Below are 11,233 nucleotides of genomic sequence, written 5' to 3' on the forward strand. Positions count from 1 at the left end.
CCTGCACGCTGGCCGGCGGCGACGACTACGAGCTCGCGTTCACCGCGCCGGCGTCGGCGCGCGCCGCGGTCGAGCAAGCCGGCCGCGCGAGCGCGACGCCGGTCACTCGGATCGGCGCCATCGAGGCCGAGGCGGGCCTGCGGCTGGTCGACGCGCAAGGCGCTGCCGTGACGCAGCGCTTCGCGTCCTTCGACCACTTCGCCTGAACGCTCAGGCCGGCGCCGGGCCACCTCAAGCGCGGCGGCGATTCTCGATCGGCACGGCCTCCAGCACCGCGAAGGCCGAATCGATCTCGAGATCGTTCAGCACGCAGGTCAGCCCGCGGTAGAGCTCGTTCGGCGACACCGGCTTGTGCAGCAGCGGCACGCCGCTGGCGCGGGCCTCGCGCAGCCGCTGCGGCGCCGTGTCGCCGGTGATCAGCAGCGCCGGCAGCTGCTCGCCGAACTCGGCGCGCAATGCCGCGATGGCCTCGGCGCCTGTGCGCAGTTCGCGCAGGCGGTAGTCGCTGATCACCAGCCCCGGCGGATGGGCCCGCGCCAGCGCCTGGGCCTCCTCGATCGAGTCGGCGACATCGCATTCGCAGCCCCAGGCGGTCAGCAGCTGCTGCATGCCGGCGCGCACCGCCTCGTCGTCGTCGATCACCAGCACCCGGACGTCGAAAACCCGCGCATGGCCGGCGGCGGCCTCGAAACCGGCGCTCGCGACACCGCCCTGCGCGATCGGCAGCGCCAGCCTGAACACGCTGCCACGCCCCGGCTCGGACACCAGCGACAGCGAGTGGCCGAGCGCCCGCGCCAGGCCCTGCGCGATCGCCAGGCCCAGCCCCAGGCCCTTGCGCCGGTCGCGCTCGGCGTTGCCGAGCTGATGGAACTCGCGAAAGATCTCGCTGTGCTGAGTCGGCGCGATGCCGATGCCAGTGTCCCAGACTTCGAGCAGCAACTCCCGCCCACGGCCGCGGCAGGCCACCAGCACGCCGCCGCTGTCGGTGTAGCGGATCGCGTTCGACACCAGGTTGCGCAAGATCAGCGCCACCAGCGCCGGGTCGGAGCGCACCGCCGCGTGGGTCTCGCGCGAGCGGTAGACGATGCCCTTGGCGTCGGCCTGCGGCGCCAGTTCGTTCTCGATCCGGTTCAACAGCGGCTGCAGCAGGAAGTCCTGCTTCTGCGGCTCGACCACCCCGGCCTCGATGCGCGAGAAGTCGAGCAGGGTGTCGAGCATCTCGGCCGACGCCTGCCAGGTGGCGCGGGCATTGGCCAGCGCGTCGTACTGGGAGGCCGACAACTTGCTGCGGGCCAGAACCTCGAGGAACAGGCCCTGCGCGTGGATCGGCTGGCGCAGGTCGTGGCTGGCGGCGGCGAGGAACCTGGACTTGGCCAGGTTCGCCTGGTCGGCCTTCAGCTGCGCCGCCTGCGCGTGGCCTGTCTCGACCCGCAGGCGCTCGATCAGCTCCAGGTTCTCGAAGCGCAGGTCGATCGCCGCGCGGGCTGCCCGGGCGCTGTTGCGGGCCTGGCCCAGCAGCGTGGCGATGTACAGGAACGCGGCCACCCCCAGTGCGCTGTAGGCCGGATCGCCCAGTCGCACCAGCTTGGCCCACACCACGGCCAACTCGACCGCGCCGAAGACGATGAACACCGGCAGCACCGGCGACAGCGAGGACATCGAGCTGCCGGCCACGCCGGCCAGCACCGCGATCACGAGGATGCTGCCGGCGACCGTGGCGCCGCCCAGCGCCACCCAGGCCAGGGCCCCCCAGGCGGCGGCATCGATGGCATTGAGCATGATCTGCCGCCAGACGAGGCGGGGCGCGCATTCGAACGAGATCTCGCCGGCCAGCGTGCGCCGGGCATCGCGGGCGCAGTACAGCTTGATCAGGATCAGGACGCCGGCCCAGAGCCGCAGGGCCAGCGCATTGCCCTCGTTGGCGAGCACCCAGACCAGCAGCAGCGCGACGCCGATCGTCGGGATGACCGAGCTGCCGACGTTGCCGAGCTGCAGCCGGAGCTGCTCGACCAGCGTGCGCCCATCGGCCAGGCGCAGGAACTTGTGCATCAGGCGACCAGCCCCCTGCGCCGAGCCGCGAAGCCGGCCTCGGACCGGCTCGACACCTGGAGCGCCGCCAGCACCGCCTGCACGTGACCACGCACGGTGTTCTCCGACAGCCCGAGGCGGCGGCCGATGACCTTGTTCGGCAGTCCCTGGCACAGCAGGTCGAGCACCTCGAACTGGCGCGGTGTCAGCAGCTGGGGAACTGCGGCGCCTTCGGCCGCCGGTGCCTGCGTGGCGAGGCTGGCGGGTTCGCCGCGGCGCAGCCGTTCGATCAAGGCCAGGATGTTGTCGGCGCTGTCGGCCTTCGAGACGAAGGCCGCCGCGCCGCGCTCCAGCGCCATCCGCACGTTGTTCGGGCCGGCATCGGACGACAGGATGACGACCGCCGCGTCGGGCCACTTGCGCTTGACCAGCGCGATGCCTTCGAGGCCGTTGAGTCCGTGCAGCTGGATGTCGAGCAGCACCAGCGCGGGCGAGTCCATGCCTGCGCGCAGGCCCTCTTCGAGCGAACCCGCCTCCGCCACTTCCAGTTCGGGGATGCCGGATGCGAGCACCATGCGAAGTCCGCAGCGGAACAACGCGTGGTCGTCGATGAGGAGAATCCGGGCCGGCAGCATGAAGCGGCAATTCTGCGCGAAGTCGAACCGGTCCAAATGGACTATTTACCCCGGTCGACCTTGGGGCCACCATCTGCGAGTTGAAGTTTTTCATTGCAGAACAACCCCGACTCCCGCCCCACGAATGAAGCCCTTGATCGACATCCAACGCGTCGGGCCGAACGCGTACTGCCACCGCATCAGCGCCCAGGGCGGCGCGGCGCGGGAGGAAAGCCGCACCTTCGGTGCACTTGAGCATTGCCTGCGCGACGCGGGCGAGTCGCTGGGCCGCTATTTCGCCCAGGCGGAACTGAAGCTCGATGGACTCTTCCTCGGTGCCTGCGCGGTCGATGCGCTGCGCAACACACCCCAGGCCGTGGCCCGCCGCCTCAGCCAGCATTTCCAGCCGGCCTGATCTCGCGCCAAAGATGCGCGACACTGCGGGTTGATGTCGACCGCCCACCCTTCCCCCGCACCCGCCGCCCCGTTCCGCCCGACCCTGCGCTTCCTGTTCGCGCATCCGGCGCACCTGATCGCCCTGGGCTTCGGCTCCGGCCTGCCGCGCCGGGCGCCCGGCACCGTGGGCACGCTGTGGGCCTGGGTCGCCTACCTGGTCATGGAGCGCTGGCTCTCGAACGCCACCATCGGCTGGGTCATCTTGGCCTCGCTGCCGATCGGCTGGTGGGCCTGCACGGTCACGGCCCGCCATATGCAGGTGGCGGATCCCGGCGCCATCGTCTGGGACGAAGTGGTCGCCTTCTGGATCGTGCTCTGGCTGGTGCTGCCCGGCGGCCTGCTGCTGCAGCTCATCGCCTTCGGGCTGTTCCGCTTCTTCGATGCCGCCAAGCCGGGCCCGGTGGGCTGGGCCGACCGCCTGTTCAAGCCGCGGCCGATGGCCGATGGCACGACGCGCTGGAGCGCGGCAGGCTTCGGCATCCTGTTCGACGACCTGGTGGCGGCCTTCTGCACGCTGCTGGTGCTTGCCGCCTGGCGCGCATGGTGAACCGCATGGACCCAACCACCCCAACTTCCCTCGCCGACCTCGACGTTCCCGCCCTGGTGCTGCGGCTGTCCGAACTGCTGCAGCAGAAGGGCTGGATGATGGCCACGGCCGAAAGTTGCACCGGCGGACTGATCGCCGGCGCATGCACCGATCTTTCAGGTTCCAGCAACTGGTTCGAGCGCGGCTTCGTGACCTATTCGAACGACGCCAAGAGCGAGATGCTCGGCGTCGACGCGGCGCTGATCGAGGCCCATGGCGCAGTCAGCGAACCCGTGGCACGGACCATGGCCGAAGGCGCGATCGCGCGGTCGCGGGCCCGTGCCTCGGTCGCCGTCACCGGCGTGGCAGGACCCACCGGCGGCTCGCCCGAGAAGCCGGTCGGCACCGTGTGGTTCGGCTGGTCGGTCGAYGGCCAGGTGCGCACCGAGCGCCGCCGCTTCGACGGCGACCGCGCCACCGTGCGCGCGGCCACCGTCCACTACGCGCTGCAGGAGCTGGCGGCGCTGATCGAAAGCTGAGGGCAGAGCGACTCGCAATCCTGGGGCAGATCGGCAGGCAGCCCGACGATTCGGACACTCCTGCCATCCCCGGCGTCGATGCGGCTCACCGCGGGGGTCAGCATGAACGGCACCTTGGCCGCTTCGGGCTTGCTCTGGGCGTCTGGAATCGTGTCCCGCCATGCCTGCATCAGGTAGGCGTTGGCGTCGGGGTTGACGACACCGACCGTGACGTCCTTGGCCGACGAGGGAAAGACRATGCGTGTTCMCTCGATCACCAGGGCTGGCCTGCGCAGGCGCGAGCCAGCACAGCACAGCAAGGCCACAACGGGAATGGCGATTCGGGCGAACAACGGAGTCATCTTCTAGCCTCTAGCCTGTGTCTGAAAGGAAATTGAAGGGAAATCGCACGGGCCCGGTCGGACCCGCGCGAGCACGGCGGCCGAAGCCGTGCGTCAGTTGAATTCGACGATGTATTCGAGCGCGCTCTGAACCGCGCCGGCCGATGCGGCGCCGCCGATGGCCTTGTACTTGGCGACGTAGCGCAGTTGGGCGCTGCCGCCGGCCAGGGTCGCCGCCGGATTGTTCACGTCGCTGGCGTTGCTCAGATCGATCTGGCTGCCGTTGACGTTGTAGAGCGCGATGGCGACGTTGGTGGCGGCACCTGCCGCCGCGGTGTTCTTCAGCGTGCCGTCGGCCGGGTCGACGTTGGCCTGGAACGCATTCCACGACATCTTGGCGGTCGTGCCGTCCGGGCACGAGGCGCTCGTGCCGCCATCCGTGACGTTGATCGCGAAGGCGGTGTCGCCGGTGGTCTTGGAGGCCGCGTCGAGAAGACTGGCCGTCACGGTCGGCAGGGTGGCGGTGAAGTCGCCGCCAGTGCCGCCGTTGGTGCCGGCGCCGCCGGTGAACTAGCAGGTGCGTGCGGTCACGCTGCCGGTGAACGTGATCGTTGCCGCCGAAGCGCTGCCTGCAGCCAGCAGGGCGGCGAAAATTGCGGAAGTGACCCAGGTATCTGCAACGGGCTGAATAAGAAAACAACGACGCGTTGCAGCGCAGGTGAATTATTTTCCACTTCGAATATTCGACACATAAGAAAAATCTGAAACAAAACCGCGTTTAATCATTTGGACCGATTTGGCAATATCACTTGACAAATCGGCGGCCCAAAATTACAAAATCCCTCATTGTTTTTCTTAATTTCTTCTCCCTCTATTCCTCTTTTCCAATGACCCCTGAAGAAAATATCCGCCGTCTCTACGACGCATTCGCCCGACTCGATGCGGAAACGATGGTGACGTGCTACGCCACGGATGCGAGCTTCGACGACGAAGCCTTCTCGCTGCGCGGCGCGCGCGAGATTGGCGCCATGTGGAAGATGCTGTGCGGCGCCACCCGGGCCAAGGGCGCCGAGGTCTGGAAATTGAGCTACCGCGACGTCGAGGCCGACGCTACGAGCGGCCGGGCGCATTGGGATGCGCACTATCTGTTCAGCGCCACCGGGCGCGTGGTCGACAATGCGATCGACTCGCGCTTCACCTTCACGCCCGATGGCCTGATCGCGACTCAGCGCGACCGCTTCGACTTCTGGCGCTGGTCGCGGCAGGCGCTGGGCACGCCCGGGCTGCTGCTGGGCTGGTCGCCGATACTCAAGAAGAAGGTCCGCGCCACCGCGGCGGCGAACCTTCAAGCCTTTCTTGCCCGCAATCCCTGACTATCCGACTGGCCACGCAATGACCGACATCACGATCGCCAACAATCCCGCCGAGCACCGCTACGAAGCCCGTATCGGCGGCGATCTCGCGGGCTACTGCGAATACAACCTGCTGAGCGAAGCCATCATGTTCACCCACACCGAGGTGCTGGAAGCGTACGAAGGCAAGGGCGTGGGATCGGCCTTGGCCCGGCATGTGCTCGACGAGGCCCGGGCCGACGGCAAGCACGTGATCCCGGTCTGCCAGTTCATTGCCGGCTACATCCGCAAGCACCGCGACTATGCGGACCTGGTGCGGCCGGACGTGCAGCGGGCGTTCAAGATCTGAGCCTGGCGCTCGGTCGGCCCGCACCGCTGCGGGGGCGCCCCGCCTTCAGGGCTCAATCGCAGCGGAAGACGACTTCCCCTGCCGGGGCGTCCGGCGCCCTGGAATCCAGGAAGCGCAGCGGGGCGCCGAAGCTGCGGCAATAGGATTCCGCGTCCTGCGCGGTCGGCGACTTGAAGACGCCGTCGCCGAGCCCAGTGACGCGCGGCGCGGGCCGCGATGCGCAACCGGCGCACAGCGCGGCCAGCGCGAGGCTGGAGACGATGGCGAACCGTCGCCTCGGGAGGGCCTCAGTCTTGATAGAACACCTCGACTTTGCCCTTGAGCTTGATCAGCAGCGGCTTGCCCTTGCGATCGAGCGTGCGGCCCGCGGGCACCTTGATCCAGCCTTCGCTGATGCAGTACTCCTCGACGTCGAAGCGCTCCTTGCCGTTGAAGCGGATGCCGATGTCGCGCTCGAAAACGGCGGCGACATGGTGCGGGCTGCGCGGGTCGATGGACAGATGGTCGGGCAGCGGAGGGATCGGTGTGGTTTCGGTCATGGATCTTAAATTCTTCTACAGGCTCCATTTTGGCCGGTCCGGGGCCGGCAGCCAGGCGAACGCGAGCGTCGCCGCGACCAGCAGCACCGCGATGGTGCCCAGCACGGCGCGGAAGGCCTCGACCCCATGGGCCGCGCCGACCGAGGCCGCGACGCCCGTAACCCACTGCATCACGGCCACGCCGAGGAACATCGCCATCGTGAAGACCGCCATCGCGCGGCCCGTGAGCGCCGCCGGATAGGCCGCCCGCACGTCGGCGTACTGCCAGACGATGAAGCCGGCGAGCAGCCCGATCAGGAGGGTGCCGCCGACGTCGATCCAGGCCTGGGTGAAGAAGCCCACCGCCGCGAACAGCACGGCATAGATCAGACTGCAGCCGATGATGCGGCGCCGCCGCACCGGGCCCTCGCGGTCGAGCCGCCCGAACAGCGGCGGGCCGACCAGCGAGACGACCGAGACGACCAGCGCCACGTTGCCGCTCTGCACCAGTGAATAGGCGTGGCGCTCGATCAGCAGCGGGCCGAGCCAGAGCCCGCGCAGCGAGATGAAGGCCGCATAGGTCACGGCGCCCAGCACCATGATGCCGAGCGTGTGCGGCAGCGCGAACAGCGCGCCGAACTGCCGCAGCGCCGCCGCGACCGACTCCCGGGGCGGGCCGTCCGGCCGCGCCGGCTCGCGCACCCCCTGCCAGATCGCCAGCCAGGCCAGCACCGAGGCGGCCGCCAGCACGACAAAGCCCATGCGCCACGAGCGCTCCTGCACCAGCCATGCGAGCGGCGTGCCGGTCAGCAGCATGCCGACGCCGCCGATGCCCAGCACCAGCCCCGACACCGAAGCGAAGCGCGCCGCCGGGAAATGGCGCGCGATGAAGACCGTGCAGACCAGGAAGGCCGGCGCACAGCCGATGCCGATCAGCACCTGGCCGGCCACCAGCACCGCGTAGTCGGTCGACACGGCGGACAGCAGCGCGCCCACGATGGCCAACGGGAAGGCGGTCAGCACGGTGCGGCGCACCCCGTGCAGGTCGATGCCGATGCCCATGAAGAGCTGCATCGCGCCGAAGGCGAAGTGGAAGGCGGCCGAGAAGACGCCGAGAGCCTGCGCCGACAACTTGAACTCGGCCTGCAGCTGGCTGGCCATGATCGCGCCGACGGTGCGAAAGGCCTGGCTCAGTGCGAACGCGGTGCACAGGGCCATCACCATGGCCCAGGCGGTGCGCAGCGGCATCGCCGCGGGCGGCACGCCCGCCTCAGCCGGCACCGTGGCACTTCTTGTATTTCTTTCCGCTGCCGCAGGGGCAGGGGTCGTTGCGGCCCGGGGTCGCCTCCTTGCGGATCGTTTCCACCCGCGGCCCCATGCTGCGCCACAGCTGGCGCAGGTCGTACACGGCCCAGATCGCGGCGCCGAAATCATCCACCCGCTGCTGGCTCACGCTGGGCGGGCCGTCGTCGGAATACATCGAGAGCGCGGGCTTGCCGGTGTCGTCCTCGGTCAGCGTGACGATGGCGTCGAGCGCATCGTCGAGCATCTGCGCCGCTTCCTTGTCGCGCGGCGGCGCCCAGTCATCGGGCCAGTTCTCGACCGCATACATGAAGCCCAGCGCCCAGACCTGGGCGAAGGCCGGGACCGCCTCGCCGTCCATTTCGGCGCGTTCTTCCTCGGGCAGGGCGGCGATCGCGCCCCGGGTGTCGAGCACCTCGGGCTGCCAGGTGCGCTCGTCGTCGAGCGACTCCACGTTGGCGTCGAGGCCTGTCTCGATCTCGCGCCAGCGTCGCTTCCAGCGCCAGACGAATTCCATTTGCTGCGCCGGCACGAAGCCCTCGCCGAGCAGCACCGGCCAGTACTCGGCCGGCTCGATCGGCCGCCGGGTGCAGACCAGCGCGGCCATGAAGCCCTCGCAGAACTCCCATTGCGGGGTCTCGTCGTCCTGCTCGCGCAGGGTGTCGAGGACCTGGTCCTGGGCGTCGAAATCGTCGGGGCCGAGGGGGGCTTGCTCGGGCGGGGTGGGGGTCGGGGTGGCGGGCGGCGTGGTCATGGGATTACGGATGCAGCCCTCTATGATGCAGCAAGGCTTCCGGGAGACCCACTATTTCGACACCGACGATCGCGCCGTTTCCGGCGCGTTACACCGCGTTCGCGCTGTGCATGGCCGGGCTGGCCGCCAGCATCGTGGCGGTCCTGCTCGCCCCGCAGCTCTGGATGGCCTGGATCGCCCTGGTTGCTTTCGGACTGCTCACCGGCACCGGCGTGCACGACCTGCGGCAGGCGCCGCACGCGATCCTGCGCAACTACCCGGTCATCGGCCACCTGCGCTTCCTGCTCGAGTACATCCGCCCCGAACTGCGGCAGTACTTCATCGAGAGCGACGCCGAGGCCGCGCCCTTCTCGCGCGCCCAGCGCTCGCTGGTCTACCAGCGCAGCAAGGGCGAGCCCGACAGCCGGCCCTTCGGCACCCAGCTCGACGTCGCGCTCTCCGGCTACGAGTGGATCAACCACTCGATGCGGCCGACCCGGCTCGCCGACCACGATTTCCGTATCGTCATCGGCGGTACCCCGAACCCGGCCTCGCCGGCCGGCGAGGTCTGCACCCAGCCCTACAGCGCCAGCGTGTTCAACATCTCGGCGATGAGCTTCGGCGCGCTGTCGGCCAACGCGATTCTTGCGCTCAACCAGGGCGCGAAGCTGGGCGGCTTCGCGCACGACACCGGCGAAGGCTCGATCTCCTCCCACCACCGCGTGCACGGCGGCGACCTGATCTGGGAGATCGGCTCGGGTTACTTCGGCTGCCGCCACGACGACGGCTCCTTCAGCGAGGAGCGCTTCATCGCCAACGCGCGCGATCCGCAGGTCAAGATGATCGAGGTCAAGCTGAGCCAGGGCGCCAAGCCCGGCCACGGCGGCGTGCTGCCGGCGCCCAAGGTGACGGCCGAGATCGCGGCCGCGCGCGGCGTGTCGGTGAGCGTGGACTGCATCTCGCCGTCGTCCCACAGCGCCTTCTCGACGCCGACCGAGATGATGCATTTCATCGCCCGGCTGCGGGTGCTGTCGGGCGGCAAGCCGACCGGGTTCAAGTTCTGCCTGGGCCATCCCTGGGAATGGTTTGCGATCGTCAAGGCGATGCAGGAGACCGGCCTGACACCCGACTTCATCGTGGTCGACGGCGCCGAGGGCGGCACCGGCGCGGCGCCGGTCGAGTTCAGCGACCACGTCGGCGCGCCGCTTCAGGAAGGCCTGCTGCTGGTGCACAACACGCTGGTCGGGGTCGGCCTGCGCGAGCGCATCAAGATCGGCTGCGCCGGCAAGGTGATCACCGCCTTCGACCTGGCGCGGATGATGGCGCTGGGCGCCGACTGGTGCAACGCGGCGCGCGGTTTCATGATGTCGCTGGGCTGCATTCAGGCCCAGGCCTGCCACACCGGCTTCTGCCCGACCGGCGTGACCACCCAGGACCCGTTGCGCCAGAAAGCGCTGGTGGTGCCGACCAAGGCCGACCGGGTGCGCAACTTCCACCACAGCACGCTGCATGCGCTGCAAGAGCTGGTGCAGGCCGCCGGGCTCGACCATCCGCAGCAGATCACAGCTCACCACATCGTGCGACGCATCTCGGACGCCGAGGTGCGACTGCTCAGCAACCTGATCATGCAGGTGCAGCCCGGTGCGCTGCTCGGGCCGCTTGACGCCCAGCACAACGTGTTCCGCACCTACTGGCCGCTGGCCAGCGCCCAGAGTTTCAAGCCCCTCGCCGTCGCCCTATGAACCCCGCGAGACGAGGCGCGTCGTCCACGCGCGTGCAGATGCGCAAGGGCGTGGCCTCGGCGCCGGCGCCGCTAGAGCCCGGTGCGGCGCCGCAGCCGGCCGACTACGCCGAATTCCTGCGCGTCACGCTGCCGCAGCAGACCAAGGCCGTTGCCAGCCATCGCTTCGGCAGCGAGCGCGTCTGGCTCAAGAAGGCCGGACCGCGCCACGGCAAGCTGCGCTACCACCTGCTGGCGGCGATCGCCGGCGCGCTGCGGCTCGACGTCCTGAAGCCGGTACCGAATCCGGGCGGCGAGGCGGCGATCGCAATCGAGGCCGAGCGGCTGCGGCAACTCGGCGCCGCGGGCCTGCGGGTGCCGGCAGTGCTGGCGCAGCAGGGCGATGGCCTGCTGATCTCCGACCTCGGGCAGAGCGGCCGGCCGCCGGTGGTGCTGCAGGAGCGGCTCGACCAAGCCGCGGCCACCGGACCGGCCGCCCTGCTCGCGACCTGGCGCGAGGGCCTGGCCGCCATCGCCGCCGTGCATGCGCGCCGGACCTACCTGAGCCAGGCCTTCGACCGCAACTTGGTGCAGTGCCCCGACGGCACCATCGGCTACATCGATTTCGAGGACGACCCGGGCGAGACGCTCCCGCTGGCCGAATGCCAGGCCCGCGACTGGCTCAGCTACCTGCACTCCACCGCCATGCTGGTCGACGCCGCCTCGCCGCACGCGGCCGAAGCGCACTGGCATGAAGTGCTCGACCAGGCCAGCGA

At 69.3% G+C, this 11,233-nt stretch carries 14 protein-coding genes and 1 pseudogene; 8 read left to right on the forward strand and 7 right to left on the reverse strand.

Annotation, left to right across the window (positions count from 1 at the left end):
* A pseudogene (locus tag AC1DY5_RS25950) lies at positions 1 to 206 on the forward strand (thiamine-phosphate kinase); the annotation flags it as partial.
* 25 nt (positions 207 to 231) lie between these two features.
* Here the strand turns inward: AC1DY5_RS25950 and AC1DY5_RS25955 are convergent.
* Both AC1DY5_RS25955 and AC1DY5_RS25960 read right to left on the reverse strand, forming a co-directional pair.
* Positions 232 to 2,049, reverse strand: coding sequence for an ATP-binding response regulator (locus tag AC1DY5_RS25955; RefSeq protein WP_478116034.1), 1,818 nt, complete (start codon positions 2,047 to 2,049; stop codon positions 232 to 234).
* On the reverse strand, positions 2,049 to 2,699 hold the full coding sequence (locus tag AC1DY5_RS25960; RefSeq protein WP_478116035.1) for a response regulator: 651 nt from the start codon (positions 2,697 to 2,699) through the stop codon (positions 2,049 to 2,051). Before AC1DY5_RS25960 ends, AC1DY5_RS25955 begins: the two co-directional genes overlap by 1 nt.
* Positions 2,700 to 2,796: 97 nt before the next feature.
* On the opposite strand from AC1DY5_RS25960, the gene AC1DY5_RS25965 reads away from it, so the two are divergent.
* From AC1DY5_RS25965 to AC1DY5_RS25975, 3 genes are read left to right on the forward strand one after another with little or no spacing between them, the layout of a single operon-like run.
* Positions 2,797 to 3,057, forward strand: coding sequence for a hypothetical protein (locus AC1DY5_RS25965; protein WP_478116036.1), 261 nt, complete (start codon positions 2,797 to 2,799; stop codon positions 3,055 to 3,057).
* A 33-nt stretch (positions 3,058 to 3,090) separates the two neighbouring features.
* On the forward strand, positions 3,091 to 3,645 hold the full coding sequence (locus AC1DY5_RS25970) for a phosphatidylglycerophosphatase A family protein (protein WP_478116038.1): 555 nt from the start codon (positions 3,091 to 3,093) through the stop codon (positions 3,643 to 3,645).
* On the forward strand, positions 3,639 to 4,163 hold the full coding sequence (locus AC1DY5_RS25975; protein ID WP_478116040.1) for a CinA family protein: 525 nt from the start codon (positions 3,639 to 3,641) through the stop codon (positions 4,161 to 4,163). The genes AC1DY5_RS25970 and AC1DY5_RS25975 overlap by 7 nt, the downstream gene beginning before the upstream one ends.
* Here the strand turns inward: AC1DY5_RS25975 and AC1DY5_RS25980 are convergent.
* Positions 4,124 to 4,504 (reverse strand): fimbrial biogenesis chaperone, encoded by a 381-nt coding sequence (locus AC1DY5_RS25980; RefSeq protein ID WP_478116042.1) that lies wholly within the window; start codon positions 4,502 to 4,504, stop codon positions 4,124 to 4,126. The two genes, AC1DY5_RS25975 and AC1DY5_RS25980, sit on opposite strands and share 40 nt — an antisense overlap.
* Before the next feature lie 93 nt (positions 4,505 to 4,597).
* Entirely contained in the window at positions 4,598 to 4,999 is a 402-nt protein-coding gene (locus AC1DY5_RS25985; protein WP_478116055.1) for a fimbrial protein, read from the reverse strand.
* Between the two features lie 371 nt (positions 5,000 to 5,370).
* Between AC1DY5_RS25985 and AC1DY5_RS25990 the strand changes: the two genes are divergently transcribed.
* Together AC1DY5_RS25990 and AC1DY5_RS25995 are read left to right on the forward strand one after the other, a co-directional pair.
* Complete coding sequence (locus AC1DY5_RS25990; protein ID WP_478116044.1) at positions 5,371 to 5,856, forward strand: nuclear transport factor 2 family protein; 486 nt, start codon at positions 5,371 to 5,373, stop codon at positions 5,854 to 5,856.
* Between the two features lie 19 nt (positions 5,857 to 5,875).
* Entirely contained in the window at positions 5,876 to 6,184 is a 309-nt protein-coding gene (locus tag AC1DY5_RS25995) for a GNAT family N-acetyltransferase (RefSeq protein WP_478116045.1), read from the forward strand.
* Positions 6,185 to 6,471: 287 nt separating this feature from the next.
* On the opposite strand, the gene AC1DY5_RS26000 is transcribed toward AC1DY5_RS25995, so the two are convergent.
* From AC1DY5_RS26000 to AC1DY5_RS26010, 3 genes are read right to left on the reverse strand one after another with little or no spacing between them, the layout of a single operon-like run.
* Positions 6,472 to 6,723, reverse strand: a complete 252-nt coding sequence (locus AC1DY5_RS26000; RefSeq protein ID WP_478116047.1) for a DUF3297 family protein — start codon at positions 6,721 to 6,723, stop codon at positions 6,472 to 6,474.
* A gap of 15 nt (positions 6,724 to 6,738) precedes the next feature.
* Complete coding sequence (locus tag AC1DY5_RS26005) at positions 6,739 to 7,926, reverse strand: MFS transporter (protein ID WP_478116057.1); 1,188 nt, start codon at positions 7,924 to 7,926, stop codon at positions 6,739 to 6,741.
* A 46-nt stretch (positions 7,927 to 7,972) separates the two neighbouring features.
* On the reverse strand, positions 7,973 to 8,758 hold the full coding sequence (locus tag AC1DY5_RS26010; protein ID WP_478116049.1) for a UPF0149 family protein: 786 nt from the start codon (positions 8,756 to 8,758) through the stop codon (positions 7,973 to 7,975).
* 110 nt (positions 8,759 to 8,868) lie between these two features.
* On the opposite strand from AC1DY5_RS26010, the gene AC1DY5_RS26015 reads away from it, so the two are divergent.
* Both AC1DY5_RS26015 and AC1DY5_RS26020 read left to right on the forward strand, forming a co-directional pair.
* Complete coding sequence (locus AC1DY5_RS26015; protein ID WP_478116051.1) at positions 8,869 to 10,479, forward strand: FMN-binding glutamate synthase family protein; 1,611 nt, start codon at positions 8,869 to 8,871, stop codon at positions 10,477 to 10,479.
* Positions 10,476 to 11,233: BUD32 family EKC/KEOPS complex subunit (locus AC1DY5_RS26020; RefSeq protein ID WP_478116053.1), on the forward strand; the 758-nt coding region annotated here is incomplete at its 3' end. The genes AC1DY5_RS26015 and AC1DY5_RS26020, both read left to right, overlap by 4 nt.

This window comes from Variovorax sp. P4_D9 (assembly GCF_056401695.1).